Source organism: Zhengella sp., assembly GCF_041397485.1.
Classification (GTDB): domain Bacteria; phylum Pseudomonadota; class Alphaproteobacteria; order Rhizobiales; family Rhizobiaceae; genus Zhengella.
Genome location: NZ_JAWKWO010000003.1, coordinates 15,792 through 39,682 on the forward strand (window position 1 = coordinate 15,792; position 23,891 = coordinate 39,682).

Consider the following 23,891-nt stretch of genomic DNA (forward strand, 5'->3'; position numbering starts at 1 on the left):
TGGCGAATGAGGACAGGTTATGGCCGGCGTTGAACAGGTGACGGTAAGCGAGGACGAGAACGGCATGCGGCTGGACCGGTGGTTCAAGCTGCATGTGCCGGGGCTTGGCTTCGGCGCCCTGCAGAAGCTGCTTCGCACCGGCCAGGTGCGTGTGGATGGCGGAAGGGTGAAGTCCGAAACGCGCCTTGCAGCCGGGCAGGTGGTGCGCATTCCGCCGCTGGGCGCCGACCTCAAGGGGAATGGTGGCGGGCCGCTGACCGCACGCACGATGCGCGACCAGGGCGATGGCGCGGTGCTGTCCAAGATGCTGCTCTACGAGGACAACAAGATTTTCGTGTTCAACAAGCCGTCGGGCCTGGCCGTGCAGGGCGGCTCGGGCGTGACCCGTCACGTCGACGGCATGCTCGACGCCTGGCGAAGCCCGAAGGGCGAAAAGCCGCGCCTCGTCCACCGGATCGACCGGGACACGTCCGGCATCCTGGTCGTGGCGCGCACGCGCGGGGCAGCGGTCAAGCTGACCACGGCCTTTCGTGAACGGGAGACGAAGAAGACCTATTGGGCGCTGGTCAAGGGCGTGCCGAGGAAGCCGGAAGGGCGGATTTCCACCTGGCTGGTGAAAGAGGCGACGCCCGATGGCGACCGCATGCGCATTGCCCGCCATGGCGAGGCCGGCGCGGACCACGCGGTGTCGCATTTCCGGGTGGTCGACCAGGCGGGGCAGAACCTGAGCTGGCTGGAAATGGAGCCCTATACCGGGCGGACACATCAGCTTCGCGTTCATGCGGCTCATATCGGCTGTCCGATCATCGGCGATCCGAAATATTTCGAGGCGGACCAGAACTGGGAATTTCCCGGCGGCATCCAGAACCGGCTGCACCTTCACGCGCGGCGCATCGTCATCCCGCATCCGGACGGCACGGGCATGATCGACGTGACGGCGCCGATGCCGCCGCACATGGTGCAAAGCTGGAACCTGCTCGGCTTCGACGAGGCGGCGGCCGGGTCATGAGCACGGGTGCGCTTCACCCCAATGCCGCGCGGGTGCTCACGCCGGGTGCCATGGTTCTGATGGTGGTGCTGACTTCCTGCTGGGGGCTGAGCCAGGTGGCGATGAAGGTGGCCAATACCGGCTACAGTCCGCTGATGCAGTGTTTCATCCGCTCCGCCGTCGGTGCGCTGTGCATCGCCGGCTGGTGCCGGTGGCGTGGCATTCCGCTTTCGGCGAAGGACGGGACGCTGTGGCCGGGCCTGCTGGCCGGACTGTTCTTCTCGGTGGAGTTCATCCTTCTGTTCCTGGCCATGGACATCACCAATGTCGCGCGCGGGGTGCTGATCTTCAATTCCATGCCGTTCTGGGTGCTGGCGGGCGGTCACCTGCTGGGGCTGGAGCGGCTTTCGTGGCGCAAGCTTGCCGGCATGGCGCTGGCCTTTGGCGGGGTGGCGCTGGTCTTTGCCGACAAGGTGACGCTGCCCTCGCGCTTCGCGCTTCTGGGGGATCTGATGGTCTTCGGCGCCGCGCTGTGCTGGGCGGCGACCGTGCTGGTCGTCAAGATGACGCGGCTGGCCGATGCGCCACCGGAAAAGAGCATGCTCTACCAGCTCGGGGTTTCGGCCCTGGTGACACTGCCCTTCATTCCGCTTGGCGGGCCGGCCTTGCGCGATGTCGGCTGGCTTCCCAGCGCGACCCTGGCCTTCCAGGCGCTGTTCATCGTCTCGATCACCTACCTGGCCTTCTTCCGCATGGTGCAGCGCTATTCTGCGGCCAGCCTTTCAAGCTTTGCCTTTCTCACCCCGCTGACCGGCGTGACCGCGAGTGCGCTTTTGCTGGGCGAGCCGCTCAGTCCGCAGATCGGCCTGGCGCTCGGCCTGATCGGGGCAGGACTGGTGCTGGTCAACAGGCCGGGACGGCGAAGCATCGGAGACATGGCGTGAAACTGATCCTGTTTGACTGCGACGGTACGCTTGTGGACAGCGCGGGGCTGATCCATGGCTGCATGGAACGCACCTTTGCCGAGGCCGCGTTGCCGCTGCCGGCGCCTGACGCGACGCGCGGCGTGATCGGCCTGTCGCTCGATCTGGCCATTGCACGCCTGCTGGCGCGGGAGGTGGACGAGGCGATTGGCGCATTGGTGCAGCGCTACAAGCACCATTTCGTGGCAATGCGCGCCGAGGCGGAATTCCGCGAAAATCTCTATGACGGCATTGGCGAGCTGATCGCCGGCCTCGCCGCGCGCGACGATGTGCTGATCGGGATGGTGACGGGGAAATCGCGCCGCGGCGTGACGGCCGTCTTCGAGACGCACGGTTTCGGCGCACATTTCCTGACCGTGCGCACCGCGGATGATTGTCCTTCCAAGCCGCATCCGGCCATGGTGCTGGAATGCTGCGCGGAAACCGGAATCGATCCGCAGGACACCCTTGTCGTCGGCGATGCGATTTACGATATGCAGATGGCGCGCTCGGCGAAGGCCGGTGCCATTGGCGTGGCCTGGGGCTACAGTACCGCCGATGCGCTGCGCCAGCACGGGGCGCAGGACGTGCTCGTCCATCCGTCCGGCCTGCTCAACCATCTCTGACGAAAGGTCTCGCGATGCGCGATATCCTCAACGACCTCGACGCGGGCAGGCTGTCCGATCCCGATCCGGCGCGGCGCGCGCAAAAGCAGATGCTCAAGCCGCTGCCCAAGCGTTTCTACACGGAGGCCGGCGTGGCAGCCGAAGGCGAGGGGTTCGCCGTGACGCTGGACGGACGGTTGGTGCGTACGCCCGGCCGCCATGGCATGATCCTGCCGACGGAAGCCGCCGCCAGGCTCGTCGCTGACGAATACGGTGCGCAGGGCGAGACCATCAACCCGATGACCATGCCGGTCACCCGGCTGGCCAATACCGCCATTGATGGCGTGGCGGCGGACATGCAGGCGGTGGCCGAGGACATCCAGCGCTTCTCCTCGTCGGACCTCCTGTGCTACCGCGCCGGCACGCCGGAGCGTCTTGTGGCGCGGCAGACCGAAATCTGGGATCCGGTGCTGGAATGGGTGGAGCGCGCGCTTGGCGCGCGGTTCGTCCTGGCTGAAGGCGTGATGCATGTCGACCAGCCGGGCGAGAGCATCGGCGCCGTGGGCATTCACCTGCGCGGCTTCGACGATCCGTTCCGCCTGGCTGCGCTGCATTCCATGACCACGTTGACCGGTTCTGCGCTGCTGGCGCTGGCGGCGGCCGGTGGCGGCCTGACATGGCAGCAGGCCTGGACGGCCGCGCATGTGGACGAGGACTGGAATATCGAATTGTGGGGCGAAGACGCCGAAGCAACGGCGCGGCGCAAGGCGCGGGAGCGGGAAATGGAAGCCGCATGGCGCCTTCTTGACGCGATCGCCTGAAGGGATTCGCGAGTCATTTCCGAGTCCTGACGCCATTTGCCAATGCAGCACATGAAAAGGCCCGGAGCGTTTCCGGGCCTTTTTCCTGTCCGCCGCATCTAGAGAAGGGGTCAGATGGCGAGATATTCGTGCCGCAATTCCTCGTTTTCGAGGACTTCCTTCGCCGTGCCCTGGAAGACGACCTGGCCGGTATCCATGATGACCGCGCGGTCGGAAAGGCGCAGCGCGGCCACGGCATTCTGCTCCACGATGATGGTGGTGATGCCAATGTCGCGGATCTGCTGCACGATCTTCTCGATTTCCTGCACGATGACCGGCGCAAGACCTTCATAGGGCTCGTCGAGGAAAAGGATTTTCAGGTCGCGGGCCAGCGCGCGGGCCACGGCGAGCATCTGCTGCTCGCCACCGGACATGGTGGTCGCTTCCTGGTTGCGCCGTTCGGCCAGCCGCGGGAAATGCTCGTAGATCTTCTCGATCGGCCAGCCCTTCGGCTCGGTCACCTGGGCCAGGATCAGGTTTTCCTCGACGGTGAGGCCGCCGATGATGCGCCGGTCCTCCGGCACGAGCTGGACGCCTTCGCCCGCGGCCTCGAAGGCGCGCATGGCGTGCAGCGGCTTGCCATCGAGCCAGATTTCGCCTGATCTGAGCGCCGGTGTCTCCACGCGGGCCAGTGTGCGCAGCGTCGACGTCTTGCCGGCACCGTTGCGGCCGAGAAGCGAGAGGACCTCTCCCTTGGCGATGTCGAAGGATACGCCCTGAACGATATAGGATTCGCCATAGTAGGCGTGGATGTCCCTGACGCTGAAATAGGGTGATGCGGATTTCTCGTTCAAGGCTACGCTCTCCCCTTCCAGGTCTCCAACGGCTGCCATGTTCATCAGTGCTCCTCCCCGAGATAGGCTTCCTTCACCTTCGGATTGTTGCGCACCTCTTCAGGCGTGCCTTCCGCGATGATTCGGCCCTGGGCCAGAACGCTGATGCGATCTGCAAGAGAAAACACGACATGCATGTCGTGTTCAATGATCACCTTTGTCATGCCGCGTTTCTTGATCCGGTTGAGCAGGTCGATGGTCATGTTGGTGTCGTGGCGCGCCATGCCGGCCGTCGGTTCGTCGAGCAGCAGCAGCTTGGGTTTCTGGATCAGGCACATCGCCATTTCCAGGCGCCGCTTGTCGCCGCGCGACAGGCTGCCGGCGATCTGGTGGCGCATCTCGAAGAGGCCGATGTCGCGCAGCGTTTCCTCCGCCTCCGCGCGCACATCGTCCTGGGCGGAGAGGGCGGCCATGGCGTTGAAGCGGAAGGCGCCGTCGCGTTTGGCGAAAGCCGGGATCATGACATTGTCCAGCAGCGTGAGGTCGGTGAAGATCTCGGGCGTCTGGAACACGCGGCTGACGCCAAGCTGGTTGATCTCGTGCGGTTCGTGCTGGTCGAGCGTCTGGCCGTTGAAGACGACATGCCCCTCGGTCGGCTTCAGCCGGCCGATACAGACATTGAGTAACGTCGACTTGCCGGCGCCGTTGGGGCCGATGATGGCATGCACCGTGCCCTCGCGCACCTGCAGATCCACGTCGGACAGGGCTTTCAGCCCGCCGAAGCTCTTGGAGACGTCGGCGACGTGAAGAACGATGTTTTCGCTTGCTGTTGTCATGTTCTCACTCCGCGGGCTGGGCGGCTGCCGTGTCGGGGGCGCCGGCGCCTGGGCCGGACCCGCCACCAAGGCGGCGATAGATACGCTGGATGCCTTCCATGATGCCGCCGGGCAGGAAGATGACGATCAGCATGAAGACAACGCCGAGCGTCAGGTGCCAGCCGTCGCCGACGAACAGGCCGGTGATCCAGACGCTGATCTCGCGCGCCGTTTCGGGCAGGAAGGAGAAGACCTGTTCGAGGATTCGGTCGTTGAAGGACGAGAAGATGTTCTCGAAATACTTGATGACGCCGGCGCCGAGAATGGGCCCGATCAGCGTTCCCGCGCCGCCCAGGATGGTCATCAGCACGACCTCGCCTGAAGCTGTCCACTGCATGCGCTCGGCGCCTGCAAGGGGGTCGGTGACGGCCATCAGCGAGCCGGCCAGCCCGGCATACATGCCGGAGATGACGAAGGCGGTGAGCAGGTAGGGCCGGGTGTTGAAGCCGGTGTAGCGCATGCGGTTCTGGTTCGACTTGATGGCGCGCAGCATCATGCCGAAGGGCGAACGGAAGATGCGCAGGGTCAGGAAGAAGCAGATGATCAGCGCCACGGCGCAGAAATAGAAGCCGGGATATCCGCTCGTCTCGATGCCGAAGAAATTGGTTGCCGGCAGGCCTTCACCGGGGGTGGAGAAGGCATTGTCGATGATGCGCGGATCCTGAAGGGTCAGTTGCAGGCCGGTTTCGCCGTTGGTGATCGGCGTCAGCACCGAATAGGCGAGATTGTAGCTCATCTGCGCGAAGGCCAGGGTCAGGATCGAGAAATAGATGCCCGACCGCCTGAGGCTGACATAGCCGATGAGCACCGCAAAGAGCCCGGCGAACAGGACGCCGAAGATGACCGCGGGAATGACGTTCATGGTAAAGAGCTTGAACGACCAGACGGCGGCGTAGGAGCCGACACCCAGGAAGGCGGCATGCCCGAAGGAGAGATAGCCGGTCAGGCCGAACAGGATGTTGAAGCCCATGGCGAAGATGCCGAAGATGCAGAACTTCTGCAAAAGGGCGGGATAGCCGGCGCCGAGCGGCGTCAGGGTCCAGGGGCTGATCAGCACGACGACCGAGAAGCCGAGCAGCAGTAGCCAGTCGTTGCGGGACAGGTTGCCAAACATGTTCGATCAGTCCTCCATCACGCCCTGGCGGCCCAGAAGTCCGCGCGGCCGGGTGAGCAGAATGGTGACGGCGACCAGGTAGATGATGATCTGGTCGATGCCGGGAAAGATGGCCTTGACCTCGTTCATCGAGGCAAAGGATTGCAATATGCCGAGCAGGAAGCCGGCCAGCACGGCGCCGGGCAGGGAGCCCATGCCGCCGACAACCACGACGACGAAGCTGAGCACCAGGAAGTCCATGCCGAGGTGGTAGTCCGGCGGCAGGATCGGCGTGTACATGACGCCTGCCAGACCCGCGACCACGGCTGCGATGCCGAAGACGACGGTGAAGCGGCGCTCGATGTTGATGCCGAGCAGGCCGACGGTTTCGCGGTCGCGCATGCCGGCGCGCACCACCATGCCGTAGGTGGTGAATTGCAGAAAGGCGAAGACGGCGCCGATCACCAGGAAGGCGAACAGGAAATAGATCAGCCGCCACCAGGGGTAGACGATGAACATGTCCGACAGGCCGAGAAAGGCCGCGATATTGGCCGTGCCGTTGAACATGTCGGGCGCGCCTTGCGGCACGGGGTTGGCGCCGTAGAATTTCTTGATGATCTCCTGCAGCACGATGGCGAGACCGAAGGTTACCAGGATCTGGTCGGCATGGGGGCGCTTGTAGAAGTGGCGGATCAATCCGCGCTCCATGGCAAGGCCGAAGGCCAGCATGACGGGTATCGCCAGCAGAATGGAGATGGGCACCGACCAGTTGATGACCCATGCACCGGCATCGCCGAAGGCATATTCGAAATAGGGCTTGGCCGGCGGGGCGAACAATTGGCCTTCCGCCTTGGGTGGCTGGATGGGCCAGGTGATCAGCTTGTTGAAGGTGACCGCGCAGAAGGCGCCCAGCATGAAAAGCGCGCCGTGGGCGAAGTTGACCACGCCCAGCGTTCCGAAGACCAGCGTGAGCCCCAGGGCGATGAGCGCGTAGGCTGCGCCCTTGTCGAGCCCGTTGAGGATCTGGATGATGATTGCGTCCATGAAGAATACGCCCCGATGTCCGTCCGCCTTTTCCCGGCGGTCCGGTTTGCCAAGTGCCAAGACGGCCCGGCCGCCCGCTAGGGGGACGGCCGGGCCCTTCGTTGCCTGTCAGGTCAGCACTGCTTCGCGTCTGCCGGACCGAGGTCGCCGCCAAAGATCGACGGATCGTAGGTCAGGGTTTCGCGATCGACGACCTTGACGACCTTGAGCAGATCGTATTCGGACTGCTTGTTGTCATTGCCGCGCACGACCAGGGCCGACTTCATGCACTGGTGGTCTTCGGCGCGGTAGAGCGTGGCGCCGTTGCCCATGCCGTCGAACTCGAAACCTTCCAGCGCCTCGATGACCGCCGGTGCGAAGAAGGTGCCGGCGCGCTCGCAGGCATCGGCATAGAGCAGGGTCTGCACATAGCAGGTATGGGCAGCCTGGGACGGCGGGAAGCCGTATTCGGTGCCGAACGACTTCACGAAGGCCTGCGAGGCCTCGTCGTCAAGCGACCAGTTCCAGTTGGTCGTGCCCAGAATGCCCTTGATGTTGTCGCCCGCGCCCTTGGCCATCAGGCGCGAGAACAGCGGCACGACGATCTCGAAATTCTTGCCGTTGACCTGCTTGTCCTTCAGGCCGAACTGGATGGCCTGGGTCAGCGAGTTGACCATGTCCTTGCCGTAGTGGTTCAGGATCAGGACATCGGCGCCGGAATTGAGAACCGGCGTGATGTATTGCGAGAAGTCGCCCGCGCCGACCGGCGTGCGTACCGTGGCGACCGTCTCCCAGCCGAGGCCCTCGGTGGTGTTCTTGATCGATTCCTCCTGGGTCCAGCCCCAGGTGTAGTCGGCGGTGAGGTGATAGGCGCGGCGGTCGGTGCCGTATTCCTCCTTCAGCACCGGACCCAGCGCCACGCCGGACTGATAGGCATTGAAGAAGTGGCGGAAGCCGTAGCGCTTCTTGTCCTTGCCGGTGGTGTCGTTGGAGTGGGTGAGGCCGGCCATGAAGATGATGCCCATTTCCTGGCAAAGACCCTGGACGGCCACGGCGACGCCGGACGACGAGCCGCCGGTGATCATCACCGCGCCTTCCTTCTCGATCATGCGTTTGGCACTGTCGCGGGCGGCATCGGACTTGGTCTGCGTGTCGCCGGTGACGTAAGCCACCTTCTTGCCGAGAATGCCATTGCCCTTCAGCGCCTTGGACGTGAAGGTGGAGAGCATGCCGCCGTCGCCTTCGCCATTGAGATGCTTGACGGCAAGCTGGTAGGCGCGCAGCTCGTCAGCGCCCTCGTCGGCATAGGGGCCGGACTGGGGCACATTGAAACCGAGCGTGACCGTGTCGCCTGTCGGCACGTTGCAGGACATGTCCTGGGCATAGGCGCCCCTGACGAAATGCATCGGAGCAGCCAGGGCCGCGCCGCCGGCCACGCCGGCTTTCAGGATGCCGCGCCTGTTGAGAATGAATCGTGACATGAAGTCCTCCCGAATTCAGGTTGAAACCTGCCGGCCGGTCCTCCTTTGGCCGAAGGTTAGCCCATGCTAACTTTAGAGAGTTCGTATTCTCAATGCGGCTTTCGGATATGCGGCAAAGGTATTAGATGCACCGCAAAATCATGTTTTGCAGCGCGTCATCGGGAATAAGCCTGCGCCAATAAAAAAGCCCCGGCGGATCGCTCCGCCGGGGCTTTCGATACACGGTTGTATGCGGATCAGACCGAATAATACATGTCGAATTCGACCGGGTGCGGCGTCATTTCGAAGCGCATCACCTCTTCCATCTTCAGCTCGATGAAGGCATCGATCTGGTCGTCGTCGAACACGCCACCGGCGGTGAGGAACTTGCGATCCTTGTCGAGGGCCATCAGGGCTTCGCGCAGCGAACCGCAGACGGTCGGGATCTTCTTGAGTTCCTTGGCGGGCAGGTCATAGAGATCCTTGTCCATGGCCTGGCCGGGATGGATCTTGTTCTTGATGCCGTCGAGGCCGGCCATCAGCATCGCGGCAAAGCCGAGATAGGGGTTGGCCGTCGGGTCGGGGAAGCGGACTTCCACGCGCTTGGCCTTCGGGTTGTTGCCGAAGGGAATGCGGCAGGAGGCGGAACGGTTGCGGGCCGAATAGGCCAGCAGGACCGGAGCCTCGTAGCCCGGAACCAGGCGCTTGTAGGAGTTGGTCGACGGGTTGGTGAAGGCATTGATGGCCTTGGCGTGCTTGATGATGCCGCCAATATAGTAGAGGCAGCTCTCGGACAGGCCGGCATATTCATTGCCCGCGAAGGTCGGCTTGCCGTCCTTCCAGATCGACTGGTGAACGTGCATGCCCGAACCGTTGTCGCCGAAGACCGGCTTCGGCATGAAGGTGGCCGTCTTGCCATAGGCGTTGGCGACCTGGTGCACGACATACTTGTAGATCTGCATCTTGTCGGCATTGCGGGTCAGGGTGTCGAACTTGATGCCGAGTTCGTGCTGCGCTGCGGCAACCTCGTGGTGGTGCTTTTCGACCGTGACGCCCATCTCGGACATGACCGAAAGCATTTCGGAGCGCATGTCCTGCTCGGAGTCGATCGGCGGAACCGGGAAATAGCCGCCCTTGACGCGCGGCCGGTGGCCCAGGTTGCCGGTCTCGTAATCGGAATCGTCGTTGGACGGCAGTTCGGTCGAATCGAGCTTGAAGCCGGTGTTGTAGGGATCGGCCTTATACTTCACGTCGTCGAACACGAAGAATTCGGCTTCCGGGCCGACGAAAACGGTGTCGCCAATGCCTTCGGCCTTCATGTAGGCCTCGGCCTTCTTGGCGGTGCCGCGCGGATCGCGGTTATAGGCCTCGCCGGAGACCGGGTCGAGGATGTCGCAGATGACGACCATGGTGGACTGGGCGAAGAAGGGATCCATGTGGACCGTCGCCGTGTCGGGCATCAGCACCATGTCGGACTCGTTGATCGCCTTCCAGCCGCCGATCGAGGAGCCATCGAACATCACGCCATCGGCGAACATGTCCTCGTCGACGGCGCTCACGTCCATCGTGACGTGCTGCATCTTGCCCTTGGGATCCGTGAAGCGCAGGTCGACGAACTTCACGTCGTTGTCCTTGATCTGCTTCATGATATCGTTTGCTGTCGTCATGCTGAATTCCCTTTGTAATGACGATGACTTGACGTGCGAACCGGCAATGCGCCTCAGACGGCGTCGATGCCCGTTTCACCGGTGCGGATACGGATGACTTCCTCGACATTCGAGACGAAGATCTTGCCATCGCCGATACGGCCCGTCTGGGCCGCCTTGCGGATGGCCTCGATGGCGGTCTCGACGGCATCGTCGCCCAATACCACCTCGACCTTCACCTTGGGAAGAAAATCCACGACATATTCGGCGCCGCGATAGAGTTCGGTATGACCCTTCTGGCGGCCGAAGCCCTTTGCCTCTGTCACGGTGATACCCTGAAGCCCGACTTCCTGAAGGGCCTCCTTCACCTCGTCCAGTTTGAAGGGTTTGATGATCGCTTCGATCTTTTTCATGGAAAGAACGGCCTCCGCATTGGTGAAAAACGGGCCCCGGGCCCGCTCCGCAGAAATGAAAGCATGAACTGTGCCAGATTTTTTCCCGGACGGCCCCGGCCCTCTGCAAGGATGAAATTTCGTGCCTTGCCCGCGCGTTACCGGGCAGCATGGCGGCCGGCAAGGGTGCGGTGCAATATCCACGGGACCGGCTGGCCGGTCCTGCCCCTTTCATAGCCTGTCGCGTCCGGTTAAAAAACAGGCAGTCTGCATAAAAAACAAGCAGGCAGACCGTGCTTCGCCTGCCTGATTTTTCGTCCGGGCGCGATGCGTCTTGCGCAGGGTGGCGGGCCGGCGGATAACTCCGGCGGCACCGACATGAACATGGAGGAACGGGTGCGGCCATGCACGAGCTTCTGACCCCGGAAAACATGGGGCGGGCGGACGCCCTTGCCATCGCGAACGGGCCTTTCGACGGTCCCGGCCTGATGGAAAACGCCGGCAGGGCCGTTCATGCGGCGATCCTGAAGCGGTTTCCGGGTCTGGAGCGGGTCGCGGTGCTGTGCGGGCCAGGCAACAATGGCGGCGACGGCTATGTGGTGGCGCGCTTGCTGGCCGGCGATGGCGTCGTGGTGAACCTGTTCGCGCTTGCAGCCCCGCGGCCCGACAGCGATGCCGGATGGGCCGCGGCCCGATGGACGGGCGCGGTGCGGCCGCTGGCCGAATTCGACCCGGCAGAGGCCGGTCTCGTGGTGGATGCGCTGTTTGGCGCCGGGTTGTCCAAGCCGCTGGCGGGGATGGCGGCAGACGCGGCAGCGGCCTGCGCGGGCGCCGGCGTGCCGGTCGTCGCGGTCGACCTGCCGTCCGGCCTGTCGGGCGATAGCGGAGAGCCGCACGGCGCCTGTTTCCGCGCCGCTCTGACCGTCACCTTCTTTCGCAAGAAGCCGGGCCATGTGCTTCTGCCGGGGCGTGATTTCTGCGGTGAACTCGTGCTCGCCGACATCGGCATTCCGGAAGCGGTTCTCCGGGACATCGCCGTTCGTGCGCATGAGAACGTGCCAGCGCTCTGGCGCCATGCCATGCCGCGGCTGGCCTGCGATACGCACAAATATGCGCGCGGCGCGGCTGCCGTGCTTTCCGGCGGGCCGTCTTCCACGGGGGCGGCGCGCCTTGCCGCGATGGCCGCGGCGCGCAGCGGTGCCGGGGCGGTGACGGTGCTTTCGCCGCCCTCGGCCGTGCTGGTTCATGCCGCGCATCTGACATCGGTCATGGTCCGCCCGGTGCGCGACCAGGATGAGATTTGCGCCTTTCTGGCGGAGGGCAAGACACGGGCCGCCCTTGCGGGACCGGGCTGCGGTGCCGGTGAGCGTACGCGCAAAGCGGTTCTGGCGATGCTGGATGCCGGCCGCCGGGAAAACGGGCGGGGATTGACATCCGTGGTTCTGGATGCCGACGCGCTGACCGCCTTTGCGGACCGGCCGGCAGACCTTTGGGGCGCCATAGGCGGCAGCGGCCTTTCGGTGGTGCTGACGCCACATGAGGGCGAGTTCGCCCGGATCTTTCCGGACCTGGTGTCCGGCGGCGGCCTTGCCCGCATCGAGCGGGCATGCGCAGCGGCGGCGCGCGCCGGGGCTGTCGTCGTGCTGAAGGGCGGTGACACGGTGGTCGCCGCACCTGACGGCCGGGTCGCCATCAACACCAATGCACCGCCCACGCTTGCGACGGCCGGGTCCGGCGATGTGCTGGCGGGGATCGTCACCTCACTCATGGCCCAAGGCGTGCCTGCCTTCGAGGCGGCCTGCGCCGCCGTCTGGCTGCATGGCGAAGCCGGCAGGGCAGCCGGGCCGCGGCCGATTGCAGAGGATCTGGTCGCGGCGCTGGCGCGGATCGGATTTCCCGACGCCTGACGGCGCCTCATCAAGACTGACCGGTGCATAGCCGGGAGTTCGGAGTATCTCGGCGGCCGAAACAATCCAGTCCAGCAAGCCGACAATTTCATCCGATTGTATCGCGAATAGCCATGACAACCACCATGTCAGCGGCAATTTACGCTCGCTACTGTCTGCGTCTGGTCCCGAAACTGCCGCGACGATCTGGCCGATACGCCCACCTGGCTTCGTCGCCACGCGCATCAGGTCGGCATAAACCTCGGTTGCCTCCTTTGCAGACAGTGATTGAGTGCGGTAGCTTGTGCAACCGATTTTTTCCAGCGATCAACGTTTCTCAGGTAGGGGGTGCAAATGGAAATTTGGGTAGTCGTTGTCTGGATTGCAGTTGCGATTTTCACTGGCGCTGTAGCTTCATCAAAGGGCCGCAGCGCCGTGAACTGGTTCATCCTAGCGCTCCTATTCAGCGTTCTTGCGCTCTTGGCAGTCGGTCTCATGTCGAGGCCCCCGGAGTTGACCAAGTTCAATTCGAAACAATGCCCCAAATGTGCAGAGCAAATCCGATACGACGCGTCGGTGTGCCGTCACTGCGGCCATGAATTCGACCCGCAGGATGTCGCCGAGATCGTCAAGGAAAAGAGAGCCGCGATGAAGCATGCCAACATGTTCGTCGCGTTCGCGGTCTTCGTTCTAATTGCAATCGTGATCGGCGCCATCGTGGGGTGATCGGATCATGCCTTGTATTCGACCTCGTTCCAGGACCAGCGGCCGGTAGGAATGCACCATTCTTGTTCGCCAGCCAATGCCGACGGCCGGGTCCGGCGATGTGCTGGCGGGGATCGTTACCGCCCTCCTGGCCCAAGGCGTGCCTGCCTTCGAGGCGGCCTGCGCCGCCGTCTGGCTGCATGGCGAAACGGGACAGGCCGCCGGGCCGCGGCCGATCGCGGAGGATCTGGTCGCGGCGCTGGCGCGGATCGGATTTCCCGACGCCTGACAGCGCCCGTCTGGTCAGGCCTTGCCGATCTGCACCTTGCGGCCGGCCGTGGACACATCCTTGCGCTTTGGCATGGTGACCGTCAGCACGCCCTTGTCGAATTTCGCGTCGATGGCATCGGCGTCAACGCGCTCGGGAATGGGAAAGGAGCGCTGGAAGGATCCGTAAGACCGTTCGACGACGTGGACGTCATCCTTGTCGCCGTCGTGCTCGATCCTCTTCTCGCCCTTCAGGGTCAGCAGGCCGTTGCGGATGGTCAGGTCGACCTGGTCCTCGCTCATGCCGGGCAATTCGGCGGTCAGCGTGATGGCGTCGGCGTTTTCGGCGATGTCGATGGCCGGGCGGATCGCACCGGTCATGTCGAGCGACGGCAGGCCGGAGCGGGCGGCCAGCGTGCCGCCGGATCCGAAGAAGCCCTCCATCAGGTCATCCATCTGTTTCCGGAAATCGGCAAAAGGATTGCCGGACCACGGGGACAGGTCTTGTCTTGTGCGCTTGTCAGACATGGTTTCATCCTTTCACGTTGCGCGGGCCTGCCGGTGAGGGCAGGCCGGACGCGAAAGGATTCATGCGATGGCGGGCAGACTTCATTGACAGGTGTCAAGGCGTGTCCCGGCATCGCGGCCGGGTCACTCCGCCGCTTCCACCTTATGGCCGGACCGGCGCGAAAGGAGATCCTTCAGATAGGCACCGGTGTGGCTGCGCGGCTCGGCGGCAATGTCCTCCGGTGTGCCGGAAGCAACCAGCTCGCCGCCGCCGTCGCCGCCTTCCGGTCCCAGGTCGAGCACCCAGTCGGCGGTCTTGATGACCTCCAGGTTGTGCTCGATGACCACGACCGTATTGCCTTGCTCGACAAGCTGGTGAAGCACTTCGAGCAGCTTGGCGACATCGTGGAAATGCAGGCCGGTGGTCGGCTCGTCGAGGATGTAGAGCGTGCGGCCGGTGGCCTTGCGCGACAACTCCTTGGCCAGCTTGATGCGTTGCGCCTCGCCGCCCGACAGCGTGGTGGCCTGCTGTCCGATATGGATATAGCCGAGGCCGACGCGGGCCAGCGTTTCCATCTTGTCGCGGATGGCGGGTACGGCAGCGAAGAATTCCGCGCCTTCCTCCACCGTCATGTCGAGCACGTCGGCGATGGACTTGCCCTTGTAGGTGACTTCCAGTGTCTCACGATTGTAGCGCTTGCCGTGGCAGACATCGCAGGTGACATAGACGTCGGGCAGGAAGTGCATCTCGATCTTGATGACGCCGTCCCCCTGACAGGCCTCGCAGCGCCCGCCCTTCACGTTGAAGGAGAAGCGGCCCGGCTGGTAGCCGCGCGCCTTGGCTTCCGGCAGGCCGGCGAACCAGTCGCGGATCGGCGTGAACGCGCCGGTATAGGTGGCCGGATTGGAACGCGGTGTGCGCCCGATGGGGGACTGGTCGATGTCGATGACCTTGTCGATAAGCTCCAGCCCCTCGATGCGGTCATGCGGGGCGGGGTTCTCGCGCGCGCCCATGATGCGGCGCGATGCGGCGCGGAACAGCGTCTCGATGAGGAAGGTGGACTTGCCGCCGCCCGAGACGCCCGTCACGCAGGTGAACGTGCCGAGCGGAATGTCGGCGGTGACGCCCTTCAGGTTGTTGCCGCGTGCATCGACCACGCGAATGCGCCTGGACTTCGAGGGTTTGCGGCGTTCGGCAGGCACGGCAATGCCCATGGCGCCGGACAGGTACTTGCCGGTCAGCGAATCCGGATGGGCCATGATATCGGACGGCGTTCCACTGGCGATGACGCGTCCGCCATGGATGCCGGCCGCCGGTCCGATGTCGACGACGTGGTCAGCGGCCAGGATGGCGTCCTCGTCGTGCTCCACGACGATGACGGTATTGCCCAGGTCGCGCAGGTGTTTCAGCGTGGCGAGCAGGCGGTCGTTGTCGCGCTGGTGCAGGCCGATCGAGGGCTCGTCGAGCACGTAGAGCACGCCGGTCAGGCCCGAGCCGATCTGTGAGGCGAGGCGGATGCGCTGGCTCTCGCCGCCCGACAGCGTGCCGGAATTGCGCGACAGGGTCAGGTAGTCGAGGCCGACATCATTGAGGAACCTGAGCCGTTCGCGGATTTCCTTGAAAATGCGCGCGGCGATCTCGTTCTGCTTGTCGGTCAGGCGTTCGGGCAGGGTTGCGAACCAGTCATTGGCCCGGCGAATGGACATGTCGGTGACCTGGCCGATATGCAGACCGTCGATCTTGACCGCCAGCGCCTCGGCCTTGAGCCGGAAGCCGGAACAGACCGGGCAGGGCGTTGCCGACATGTAGCGCTCGATCTCCTCGCGCGCCCAGGACGATCGGTCTCCTTCCAGCGGCGCTGCAGGTTCGGGATCACGCCCTCGAATGTCTTGGCCGCCTTGTAGGTGCGCAGCCCGTCATCATAGGTGAACTCGATCTTGCGGCTGCCGGTGCCTTGCAGGATGGCGTTCTTCGCCTCGTCGGACAGGTCGCGCCAGCGGTCGCCCACCTTGAAGCCATAGGCCTTGCCGAGGCCTTCCAGTGTCTGGAGATAATAGGGGGAGGTGGACTTGGCCCACGGCGCGATGGCGCCCTCGCGCAAGGCCACATGCGGCTCGGGCACGACAAGCGCCGGATCAATGGCCTGCTGGTGGCCGAGCCCGTCGCAGCCCGGGCAGGCGCCGAACGGATTGTTGAAGGAAAACAGGCGCGGCTCGATTTCCGGAATGGTGAAGCCGGAGACCGGGCAAGCGAATTTCTCCGAAAAGATCACGCGCTCATGGGTGTCGTTCTTGGAGCGGTTGGCGGCCTCGCCCGACAGTTCCTCCGGCGGCAGCGGGCGGTCGGCGAATTCGGCGACGGCAAGACCGTCAGCCAGTTTCAGGCTGGTCTCGATGGAATCGGCCAGGCGGGCGGCCAGGTCCGGGCGCACCACGACGCGGTCGACGACCACGTCGATGTCGTGCTTGTATTTCTTGTCGAGGGCCGGGACATCGGCGATCTCGTGGAACTCACCGTCCACCTTGACCCGCTGGAAGCCCTTTTTCTGCAACTCGGCCAGTTCCTTGCGGTATTCGCCCTTCCGGCCGCGCACGATGGGCGCCATGATATAGAGGCGCGTGCCTTCCTCCATGGCAAGGACGCGATCCACCATCTGGCTGACCGTCTGGCTCTCGATCGGCAGGCCGGTGGCCGGGGAAATCGGCACGCCGGCGCGGGCGAAGAGCAGGCGCATGTAGTCGTAGATTTCCGTGACCGTCCCGACGGTGGAGCGCGGATTGCGGCTCGTCGTCTTCTGTTCGATGGAAATGGCCGGCGACAGGCCGTCGATCTGGTCGACATCCGGCTTCTGCATCATTTCCAGGAATTGCCGGGCATAGGCCGAGAGGCTCTCGACATAGCGGCGCTGGCCCTCCGCATAAATCGTGTCGAAAGCAAGCGAGGACTTGCCGGAACCCGACAGGCCCGTCATCACGATGAGGCTGTCGCGCGGCAGGTCGAGATCGACATTCTTGAGGTTGTGCTCGCGCGCGCCGCGCACGGTGATCATCTTGTGGTCTGTCATGGTCGCTCGCAGCGGGGCCGGCCTGCCAGCCGGTCGGGAAACACGTTTTCTGCCGGGTCGTCCGGCGTCGTGCTGCCGGCCAAGCGTCTCATGTAGTCATTGTTTCCCATGTGGAAAGGGGACGGAATGATCCTGCTGACAGGAATTGACCATACTATCCACAGAAATGCGGACAAAACAAGAACACTTGTGGAAACCCGGTGGATAACCCGGCGGCACGCCCTGAAAATGTGATTGGCGGGGGCATTGACGCAAGGGCGGCGCAGGGCGCATGCTTCCAGTCAGCATCCGGAGGGATGCGGCGCCAGCGGTTCGAAGCGTCAGGGAACGCTCCCGCACAGGCAGGCCGGAACCCGGATGCCGAACGGTCGGACGACCGGCCAGATTGCAAACCGACGGGAAGAGGAGAGGTTTGATGGAACCACCGAAGAGTCCCGAAGGGTCCGCCCGGTTGCGGCGGACCACGGATTGCAAGGCCCCCGGTGCCTGAAGGCGCCGCGTGACAGGGGACACCGGCAATTCGCCAACAATTCATTCGATGAGCCGGGCAGGCTTGTGCCGTTCCGCGACGGTGGCGGCATCGCCCGGCATGGCAACCGGAAACACCCGGTTGAAGGGTAAAAACCCGTAGAGGCCCGGCGCGCGCAAGAAACAGGATCGCGGCCGGGCCGATTTTCATGTGTGGATGGCATCGCCACTATTTCTTTGTAATTCCGATCATGATTTCAGTCTGATTGTCCTGAAAGACGGATCAACGGCATCTTGGAAGCAGGGCTGCCTTGGTTTGCGTTGCAGCTAGAAGTAGACAGCAATCTGCACGGCAATCAATCATCTCGAAAGGCCGCCATGCGGGCCGGCGGGACTCCCGATCGATGACATGAATGACCCGTTGAAATGCCTCAATGAACGCGAACGGGACACATTGCGCCTGCTCTTGGCGGGGCATGATGCGAAGTCCATCGCGCGGGAACGCAGACTTTCGGTTCACACGGTCAACGAGCGCCTTCGCGCTGCACGGCGCAAGCTGGGCGTCTCCAGCAGCCGGGAGGCGGCGCGCCTTCTTGCGCAGGCCGAAGGCAATGCCCACGATTTTCCTGTATCCAAGGAATTTGGCATGGACCGGCATGGCGGGGGCGCCGCACGAACGGCGCCGACCGGCCCGCTGTCGTGGCCGCGCCGCCACCCCTGGCGGACAGGAGGAGTGTTTCTGATGATCGTGGCCATTATCGCCGCCGCATTTGTTACCATGGCCGGAATCGAGGATGCCGGAGCACCTCGCGACCTGACACAAGAAGCGGACACGTTCGCGTCGCCGTCAGCCTGGTCGGCAAGCGAAAGCCATGCGTTGAATTGGCTGGCTCTCGTCGACCAGGAGGCGTGGTCGGCGAGTTGGCGTGATGCCGGGGCGATTTTCCGCTCGCAGATTTCAGCCGATGACTGGGCTGCCGCGATCATTCCCGTTCGCAAACCGCTGGGCGCCGTGCTTTCGCGAACGCTCTTCAAGGTCACCAAAGCCGCTACACTGCCCGGCGTGCCGGAAGGGGACTACGAAATTCTGGAATTTCGCACGGATTTTGCTGCCAGAACCGGTGCCATTGAACGCGTCGTGCTGGCGCGCGAACCGACAGGTTGGACAGTCAACGGCTATTTCATCCGGTGAGGCCATCTCGATGAGAGCCCGAATATGGGTGGTGCGCTTGACATATGGAACATAATGGGAACATTGTGTCGGCGCGCTTCCGGATCGGAAACGGCGGCGTGAGCCGGCCAATTGCTTGTGGATGCCCGTCGATTGCGGAAGGCAGCCAAGGCGCATTGGTTTATGGTGCGCGGAAATTGCAATGGCGTTCGCGGGCGGCATATCATTGCCCCGCAGCGAAAGACGGAGTTGGAACATGGCGGGAAGCGTGAACAAGGTCATTCTGGTCGGGAATCTGGGCGCCGACCCGGAGGTGCGCCGCCTCAATTCCGGCGATGCGGTTGTCAACATGCGTATCGCCACGTCAGAGACCTGGCGCGACAAGAACAGTGGCGAGCGCCGCGAGCGCACCGAGTGGCACAATGTCGTGATCTTCAACGAGCAGCTTGGCAAGGTGGCCGAGCAATATCTCAAGAAGGGCATGAAGGTTTACCTGGAAGGCCAGTTGCAGACGCGCAAATGGCAGGACCAGCAGGGCCAGGACCGCTACACGACCGAGATCGTGTTGCAGCGCTATCGCGGTGAGCTTCAGATGCTCGACGGGCGCGGGCAGGGCGGCGACCAGGGCCAGGTCGGCTATGGTGGCGGCGGCGGTTCGCGCGGCGGGTCCGATTTCGGCTCGTCCGGCCCATCCGGCGGCGGTGGCGGCTATGGCGGTGGCGGTTATGGCGGCGGCCAGCAGGGCGGCGGCGGGGGCGGTGGCTATTCCCGCGATCTCGACGACGAAATTCCGTTCTGAATGTCCGGGGAACCGGCTCGGCACCTCTCATCCATGCTCATTGCGACGTGCGACGCCGTGGCTGGCGGGTGGTTCATTGCTGCCTGCCCGCTCAAGGGCCATGCCGGATAACCCGTCCGCACCATCCCCGTGCCTGTCGCGGCGTTTTGCTATTGCGGGATCGACGTGGTTGGCGATCTTGCGGGCCAGAGACAATGGCTTCGCTGGCAAGGCCGGGAATGGCGGCTTGCGGCGAAGCCGACCAACGCCGCGATTCCAGGTTTCGCCGGACTTGTCCGGACTGAACCATTCGTGCCGGGCTGAACCATTCGTGATTGGCGCGTGTCCGGCAGAGCGGTCATTCTCGTCAGCCATGAGACGGATTTCTTTTGCCATATTCCTTTCATTGCCAGCGCTACCGGTGCTGGCGGGTGAAGCCGACGTCGTGGACGTGCGCTACACACAGTCTTCAAACGGCTCCTACACGTTCCATGTCACGGTGCGCCATGCCGACGAGGGCTGGAACCATTATGCCGACAAATGGCAGGTTGTGGGGCCGGACGGCACCGTGCTCGGCGAACGCGTGCTGGCGCATCCGCATGTGAGTGAACAGCCCTTCACGCGCAGCCAGTCCGGCATCCGCATTCCGGATGCGGTGGAGGAGGTGACGGTGCGCGCCCATGATTCCGTTCACCGCTGGGGCGGGCGCACAATGACCGTTCCTCTCAAGGGCCGGTTCTGATCGGACCTGCGGCCGTCAGGCGGCTGCCAGCGCCTTCACCCCGTCAGCGACGAATTGTACGGCCAGCGCCGAAAGGATGACGCCCAGAAGCCGGGTGAGGATGGACCGTCCGGTTTCGCCGAGGACCTTGTCGATCCGGTCGGCGAGGAGAAAGACGAACCATGTCAGCGCGATGATCGCCGCCACGATGGCGATGAGCGTGATGCGCGGACCCGGTTCGGCAAACTGGCCGGAAAGAAGGATCACGGCGGAAATGGCGCCGGGGCCGGCAATCAGCGGAATCGCCAGCGGGAAAACCGCGACCTGGCGGATCTCGTCGGCGCTGATGGCGACTTCGGCCGTGTGTTCATGGCGCTGCTGGCGGCGTTCGAAGATCATCTCGAAGGCGATCCAGAACAGCAACAGGCCACCGGCAACGCGGAACGCCGGAAGGGTGATGCCGAAGACCGCCAGGATGCCGGCGCCGGCCAGGGCGAACAGGGCCAGCGTCGCGAAGCCCAGAGCCGCTGCGCGCCAGGCCACCTGGTTGCGTTGCGAGCGGTCCATGCCGCGGGTAACCGCCAGGAAAAGCGGCGCAAGCCCCGCCGGGTCGATGGTGACCAGCAGCGTGACCACCGCTGTGGCAAACATGTCGTTGAACATGGGCAGTCCTGTTCCGCTTCGTTCCTGCGGGGAGCCTAGCCGGTTTGTGCCCGTCGCGCGACCCGGCAGGCCGACAAAGGCCCGCGAGGGGGCAAAAGTGCGCTTCCCTTTGGAAAACCGGCGCGAAAATTGGAATGGCGGCACGGAATCCTATATACGGAAACAAGTGATTCCAACGTGATCGTGACACGCATTTGACTGACCAGCCCACACCTCCCGGTCTTCCCGAAGGCATCGAGCCCGTCTCCATCATCGAGGAGATGCAGCGCAGCTATCTCGACTACGCGATGAGCGTGATCGTCAGCCGCGCGCTGCCCGATGTGCGCGACGGCCTGAAGCCGGTTCACCGCCGCATTCTCTATGCCATGCACGAGGGCGGTTTCCACTGGAACCGCAAATACGTGAAGTCGTCGCGCATCGTCGGTGACGTCATGGGTAAATACCATCCCCATGGCGATGCCGCGATCTATGACGCCATGGTGCGCATGGCGCAGGACTGGTCGATGCGCCTGCCGCTGATCGACGGGCAGGGCAATTTCGGCTCCATCGACGGCGATCCGCCGGCGGCCATGCGATATACGGAATCGCGGCTGGAAAAGGTCGCCCATGACCTGCTGGAGGATATCGACAAGGAGACGGTCGATTTCCAGGAGAACTACGATTCGTCCAGTTCCGAGCCGAAGGTCCTGCCGGCGCGCTTTCCCAATCTGCTTGCCAATGGGTCCGGCGGCATTGCCGTGGGCATGGCGACGAACATCCCGCCGCACAATCTGGGCGAACTGATCGACGGCTGCATCGCGCTGATGGAAAATCCGGCGATCACGCTGCCCGAACTCATGCAGCACATTCCGGGGCCCGATTTCCCGACGGGCGCCATCGTGCTCGGCCGCTCGGGCATCCGCTCGGCCTACGAGACCGGTCGCGGATCGATCATCATGCGCGGGCGCGCCCATATCGAGCCGATGCGGGGCGACCGCGAGATGATCGTGGTCACGGAAATTCCGTACCAGGTCAACAAGGCCTCGATGATCGAGAAGATGGCGGAACTGGTGCGCGACAAGCGCATCGAGGGCATTTCCGACATTCGCGATGAATCCGACCGGCAGGGCTATCGCGTGGTCGTGGAGCTCAAGCGCGACGCCAATGCCGACGTCATCCTGAACCAGCTCTACCGCTACACGCCGCTGCAGACCTCGTTCGGCGCCAACATGGTGGCGCTCAACGGCGGCAAGCCGGAGCTGATGACGCTCAGCGACATGCTCAAGGCCTTCGTCGCGTTTCGCGAGGAAGTGGTCAGCCGGCGCACGAAATACCTGCTGCGCAAGGCGCGCGAGCGTGCCCACGTACTCGTCGGCCTGGCCATTGCCGTGGCCAATATCGACGAGGTGATCAAGCTGATCCGGCATGCGCCCGATCCGGCGACGGCACGCGAACAGCTGATGACGCGGCGCTGGCCGGCCCATGACGTCGCGCCGCTGATCCGGCTGATCGACGATCCGCGCCACAAGGTCAACGAGGACGGCACCTACAACCTGTCCGAGGAGCAGGCCCGCGCCATCCTCGACCTGCGCCTCCAGCGCCTGACGGCACTCGGCCGCGACGAAATCGCCGACGAACTGAACAAGATCGGCGCCGAAATCCGCGATTACCTCGACATCCTGTCATCACGCGCGCGCATCCAGCAGATCGTCAAGGACGAACTGGCTGCCGTAAAGGAAGAGTTCGGAACGCCGCGGCGCACGGAGCTCGCCGAAGGCGGCCCGGACATGGACGACGAGGACCTGATCGCGCGCGAGGACATGGTCGTCACCTTCAGCCATGAAGGCTATATCAAGCGTGTGCCGCTGTCGGTCTACCGGGCGCAGCGGCGCGGCGGCAAGGGCCGCGCGGGCATGTCGACCAAGGACGAGGATTTCGTCACACGGCTGTTCGTGGCCAACACGCATACGCCGGTCCTCTTCTTTTCCTCGCGCGGCATCGTCTACAAGGAAAAGGTCTGGCGCCTTCCGGTCGGCACGCCGCAGTCGCGCGGCAAGTTCCTGCGCAACATGCTACCGCTGCAGGACAACGAGCGCATTACCTCGATCATGCCATTGCCGGAGGACGAGGACCGCTGGGGCGAACTCGACGTGATGTTTGCCACGACGCGCGGCACGGTGCGGCGCAACAAGCTGTCGGATTTCGTGCAGGTCAACCGCAATGGCAAGATCGCCATGAAGCTGGATGACGAGGGCGACGAAATCCTGTCCGTCTCCACCTGTACAGAGCATGACGACGTCGTGCTGACGACGGCCGCGGGCCAGTGCATCCGCTTCCCCGTCACCGATGTGCGGGTGTTTGCCGGGCGCAATTCGATCGGCGTGCGCGGCATCGCGCTGGCCGGCGGAGACAGCGTCATTTCCATGGCCATTCTCGGCCATGTGGATGCCGAGGCATCCGAGCGCGCGGCCTATCTGAAGATCGCGGCGGCGGAACGGCGCGGCCTCAATGGCGACGAGGACGATGCGGCAGGGCTGGTGGGCGAAGAGGCCGAGGCGGCGGAGCTTTCGGGCGAAAGGATCGAGGAATTGCGGGCGCGCGAGCAGTTCCTGCTCACCGTGTCGGAATTCGGCTACGGCAAGCGGTCATCCTCCTACGAGTTCCGCATTTCCGGCCGTGGTGGCAAGGGCATCCGGGCGACCGACATTTCCAAGGTGGACGAGATCGGCCCTCTTGTCGCCGCCTTCCCGGTGGAAGGCGGGGACCAGATCATGCTGGTCACCAATGCGGGCAAGGTGATTCGCGTTCCGGTGGAAGGTATCCGGTTTGCCGGCCGTGCCACCAAGGGCGTGACGATCTTCAAGACGGGTGAAGCCGAGCGGGTGGTGTCGGTGGAGCGGATTTCCGAACCGGAACCGGAGGCCGAGGACGCGCTTGAGGAAGCCATGGACGCCGGCGGCACAGAGGCGACCGGCGACGGGGAAAGCCCGTCAGACACGTAATC

General features: G+C 63.9%; 20 protein-coding genes and 2 pseudogenes. 11 read left to right on the forward strand and 11 right to left on the reverse strand.

Features of this window, described 5'->3' with window-relative positions; all coding sequences use genetic code 11:
* The first annotated feature begins 19 nt into the window (after positions 1 to 19).
* The 4 genes from R3D65_RS09795 to R3D65_RS09810 are packed head-to-tail and all read left to right on the forward strand — an operon-like array spanning position 20 to position 3,376.
* Positions 20 to 1,009 (forward strand): RluA family pseudouridine synthase, encoded by a 990-nt coding sequence (locus R3D65_RS09795; RefSeq protein WP_371275051.1) that lies wholly within the window; start codon positions 20 to 22, stop codon positions 1,007 to 1,009.
* Positions 1,006 to 1,932 (forward strand): DMT family transporter, encoded by a 927-nt coding sequence (locus tag R3D65_RS09800; protein ID WP_371275052.1) that lies wholly within the window; start codon positions 1,006 to 1,008, stop codon positions 1,930 to 1,932. Before R3D65_RS09795 ends, R3D65_RS09800 begins: the two co-directional genes overlap by 4 nt.
* Positions 1,929 to 2,576: an HAD-IA family hydrolase gene (locus R3D65_RS09805; RefSeq protein WP_371275053.1), complete on the forward strand. Its 648-nt coding sequence runs from the start codon at positions 1,929 to 1,931 to the stop codon at positions 2,574 to 2,576. Before R3D65_RS09800 ends, R3D65_RS09805 begins: the two co-directional genes overlap by 4 nt.
* A 14-nt stretch (positions 2,577 to 2,590) precedes the next feature.
* Positions 2,591 to 3,376, forward strand: a complete 786-nt coding sequence (locus R3D65_RS09810) for an ATP12 family chaperone protein (protein WP_371275054.1) — start codon at positions 2,591 to 2,593, stop codon at positions 3,374 to 3,376.
* Positions 3,377 to 3,486: 110 nt separating this feature from the next.
* Here R3D65_RS09810 and R3D65_RS09815 read toward each other — a convergent pair whose 3' ends face one another.
* The 7 genes from R3D65_RS09815 to R3D65_RS09845 all read right to left on the reverse strand — a co-directional run bounded on the left by R3D65_RS09815 (position 3,487) and on the right by R3D65_RS09845 (position 10,698).
* Positions 3,487 to 4,248, reverse strand: coding sequence for an ABC transporter ATP-binding protein (locus R3D65_RS09815; protein WP_371275553.1), 762 nt, complete (start codon positions 4,246 to 4,248; stop codon positions 3,487 to 3,489).
* A gap of 5 nt (positions 4,249 to 4,253) precedes the next feature.
* On the reverse strand, positions 4,254 to 5,024 hold the full coding sequence (locus R3D65_RS09820) for an ABC transporter ATP-binding protein (protein ID WP_371275055.1): 771 nt from the start codon (positions 5,022 to 5,024) through the stop codon (positions 4,254 to 4,256).
* A 4-nt stretch (positions 5,025 to 5,028) separates the two neighbouring features.
* Positions 5,029 to 6,177, reverse strand: a complete 1,149-nt coding sequence (locus R3D65_RS09825) for a branched-chain amino acid ABC transporter permease (RefSeq protein ID WP_371275056.1) — start codon at positions 6,175 to 6,177, stop codon at positions 5,029 to 5,031.
* A 6-nt stretch (positions 6,178 to 6,183) separates the two neighbouring features.
* Positions 6,184 to 7,200: a branched-chain amino acid ABC transporter permease gene (locus tag R3D65_RS09830; RefSeq protein ID WP_371275057.1), complete on the reverse strand. Its 1,017-nt coding sequence runs from the start codon at positions 7,198 to 7,200 to the stop codon at positions 6,184 to 6,186.
* A gap of 113 nt (positions 7,201 to 7,313) precedes the next feature.
* Positions 7,314 to 8,660, reverse strand: a complete 1,347-nt coding sequence (locus tag R3D65_RS09835; protein ID WP_371275058.1) for a substrate-binding protein — start codon at positions 8,658 to 8,660, stop codon at positions 7,314 to 7,316.
* A gap of 236 nt (positions 8,661 to 8,896) precedes the next feature.
* Positions 8,897 to 10,306 (reverse strand): type I glutamate--ammonia ligase, encoded by a 1,410-nt coding sequence (glnA, locus tag R3D65_RS09840; RefSeq protein ID WP_371275059.1) that lies wholly within the window; start codon positions 10,304 to 10,306, stop codon positions 8,897 to 8,899.
* 53 nt (positions 10,307 to 10,359) lie between these two features.
* A complete protein-coding gene (locus tag R3D65_RS09845) occupies positions 10,360 to 10,698 on the reverse strand; it encodes a P-II family nitrogen regulator (RefSeq protein ID WP_099308370.1) in 339 nt (112 codons plus the stop codon).
* Positions 10,699 to 11,081: 383 nt separating this feature from the next.
* On the opposite strand from R3D65_RS09845, the gene R3D65_RS09850 reads away from it, so the two are divergent.
* From R3D65_RS09850 to R3D65_RS09860, 3 genes and pseudogenes are all read left to right on the forward strand, one after another.
* A complete protein-coding gene (locus R3D65_RS09850) occupies positions 11,082 to 12,584 on the forward strand; it encodes an NAD(P)H-hydrate dehydratase (RefSeq protein WP_371275060.1) in 1,503 nt (500 codons plus the stop codon).
* Positions 12,585 to 12,917: 333 nt separating this feature from the next.
* Positions 12,918 to 13,289, forward strand: a complete 372-nt coding sequence (locus R3D65_RS09855) for a zinc ribbon domain-containing protein (RefSeq protein WP_371275061.1) — start codon at positions 12,918 to 12,920, stop codon at positions 13,287 to 13,289.
* 76 nt (positions 13,290 to 13,365) lie between these two features.
* A pseudogene (locus R3D65_RS09860) lies at positions 13,366 to 13,557 on the forward strand (NAD(P)H-hydrate dehydratase); the annotation flags it as partial.
* 14 nt (positions 13,558 to 13,571) lie between these two features.
* Here the strand turns inward: R3D65_RS09860 and R3D65_RS09865 are convergent.
* Both R3D65_RS09865 and uvrA read right to left on the reverse strand, forming a co-directional pair.
* Positions 13,572 to 14,063 carry an Hsp20/alpha crystallin family protein gene (locus R3D65_RS09865; protein WP_371275062.1) on the reverse strand — a complete coding sequence of 164 codons (492 nt, stop codon included), beginning with the start codon at positions 14,061 to 14,063 and terminating at the stop codon, positions 13,572 to 13,574.
* 123 nt (positions 14,064 to 14,186) lie between these two features.
* Positions 14,187 to 17,107 (reverse strand): annotated as a pseudogene (gene uvrA / locus R3D65_RS09870) (excinuclease ABC subunit UvrA).
* 877 nt (positions 17,108 to 17,984) lie between these two features.
* Here uvrA and R3D65_RS09875 point away from each other — a divergent pair.
* Both R3D65_RS09875 and ssb read left to right on the forward strand, forming a co-directional pair.
* Entirely contained in the window at positions 17,985 to 18,767 is a 783-nt protein-coding gene (locus tag R3D65_RS09875; RefSeq protein WP_371275063.1) for a DUF4019 domain-containing protein, read from the forward strand.
* A 235-nt stretch (positions 18,768 to 19,002) separates the two neighbouring features.
* The gene (ssb, locus tag R3D65_RS09880) at positions 19,003 to 19,545 is read left to right on the forward strand and encodes a single-stranded DNA-binding protein (protein WP_371275064.1); all 543 of its coding nucleotides are present in this window, start codon (positions 19,003 to 19,005) and stop codon (positions 19,543 to 19,545) included.
* Positions 19,546 to 19,572: 27 nt separating this feature from the next.
* On the opposite strand, the gene R3D65_RS09885 is transcribed toward ssb, so the two are convergent.
* The gene (locus R3D65_RS09885; RefSeq protein WP_371275065.1) at positions 19,573 to 19,899 is read right to left on the reverse strand and encodes a hypothetical protein; all 327 of its coding nucleotides are present in this window, start codon (positions 19,897 to 19,899) and stop codon (positions 19,573 to 19,575) included.
* Between R3D65_RS09885 and R3D65_RS09890 the strand changes: the two genes are divergently transcribed.
* Positions 19,898 to 20,266, forward strand: a complete 369-nt coding sequence (locus R3D65_RS09890) for a hypothetical protein (RefSeq protein WP_371275066.1) — start codon at positions 19,898 to 19,900, stop codon at positions 20,264 to 20,266. The genes R3D65_RS09885 and R3D65_RS09890 overlap by 2 nt on opposite strands.
* A 15-nt stretch (positions 20,267 to 20,281) precedes the next feature.
* Here R3D65_RS09890 and R3D65_RS09895 read toward each other — a convergent pair whose 3' ends face one another.
* Positions 20,282 to 20,914, reverse strand: a complete 633-nt coding sequence (locus tag R3D65_RS09895; RefSeq protein ID WP_371275554.1) for a MarC family protein — start codon at positions 20,912 to 20,914, stop codon at positions 20,282 to 20,284.
* 188 nt (positions 20,915 to 21,102) lie between these two features.
* Between R3D65_RS09895 and gyrA the strand changes: the two genes are divergently transcribed.
* Complete coding sequence (gene gyrA / locus R3D65_RS09900; RefSeq protein ID WP_371275067.1) at positions 21,103 to 23,889, forward strand: DNA gyrase subunit A; 2,787 nt, start codon at positions 21,103 to 21,105, stop codon at positions 23,887 to 23,889.
* Positions 23,890 to 23,891 lie beyond the last annotated feature (2 nt).

Excerpts from the sequence above, each read along its gene's own strand:
- R3D65_RS09795 (WP_371275051.1), top strand. The coding sequence starts at position 20 with ATGGCCGGCGTTGAACAGGTGACGGTAAGCGAGGACGAGAACGGCATG.
- R3D65_RS09800 (WP_371275052.1), top strand. The coding sequence starts at position 1,006 with ATGAGCACGGGTGCGCTTCACCCCAATGCCGCGCGGGTGCTCACGCCG.
- R3D65_RS09810 (WP_371275054.1), top strand. The coding sequence starts at position 2,591 with ATGCGCGATATCCTCAACGACCTCGACGCGGGCAGGCTGTCCGATCCC.
- R3D65_RS09815 (WP_371275553.1), bottom strand. The coding sequence starts at position 4,248 with ATGGCAGCCGTTGGAGACCTGGAAGGGGAGAGCGTAGCCTTGAACGAG.
- R3D65_RS09820 (WP_371275055.1), bottom strand. The coding sequence starts at position 5,024 with ATGACAACAGCAAGCGAAAACATCGTTCTTCACGTCGCCGACGTCTCC.
- R3D65_RS09825 (WP_371275056.1), bottom strand. The coding sequence starts at position 6,177 with ATGTTTGGCAACCTGTCCCGCAACGACTGGCTACTGCTGCTCGGCTTC.
- R3D65_RS09830 (WP_371275057.1), bottom strand. The coding sequence starts at position 7,200 with ATGGACGCAATCATCATCCAGATCCTCAACGGGCTCGACAAGGGCGCA.
- R3D65_RS09835 (WP_371275058.1), bottom strand. The coding sequence starts at position 8,660 with ATGTCACGATTCATTCTCAACAGGCGCGGCATCCTGAAAGCCGGCGTG.
- glnA (WP_371275059.1), bottom strand. The coding sequence starts at position 10,306 with ATGACGACAGCAAACGATATCATGAAGCAGATCAAGGACAACGACGTG.
- R3D65_RS09845 (WP_099308370.1), bottom strand. The coding sequence starts at position 10,698 with ATGAAAAAGATCGAAGCGATCATCAAACCCTTCAAACTGGACGAGGTG.
- R3D65_RS09850 (WP_371275060.1), top strand. The coding sequence starts at position 11,082 with ATGCACGAGCTTCTGACCCCGGAAAACATGGGGCGGGCGGACGCCCTT.
- R3D65_RS09855 (WP_371275061.1), top strand. The coding sequence starts at position 12,918 with ATGGAAATTTGGGTAGTCGTTGTCTGGATTGCAGTTGCGATTTTCACT.
- R3D65_RS09865 (WP_371275062.1), bottom strand. The coding sequence starts at position 14,063 with ATGTCTGACAAGCGCACAAGACAAGACCTGTCCCCGTGGTCCGGCAAT.
- R3D65_RS09875 (WP_371275063.1), top strand. The coding sequence starts at position 17,985 with ATGAATGACCCGTTGAAATGCCTCAATGAACGCGAACGGGACACATTG.
- ssb (WP_371275064.1), top strand. The coding sequence starts at position 19,003 with ATGGCGGGAAGCGTGAACAAGGTCATTCTGGTCGGGAATCTGGGCGCC.
- R3D65_RS09890 (WP_371275066.1), top strand. The coding sequence starts at position 19,898 with ATGAGACGGATTTCTTTTGCCATATTCCTTTCATTGCCAGCGCTACCG.
- R3D65_RS09885 (WP_371275065.1), bottom strand. The coding sequence starts at position 19,899 with ATGGCTGACGAGAATGACCGCTCTGCCGGACACGCGCCAATCACGAAT.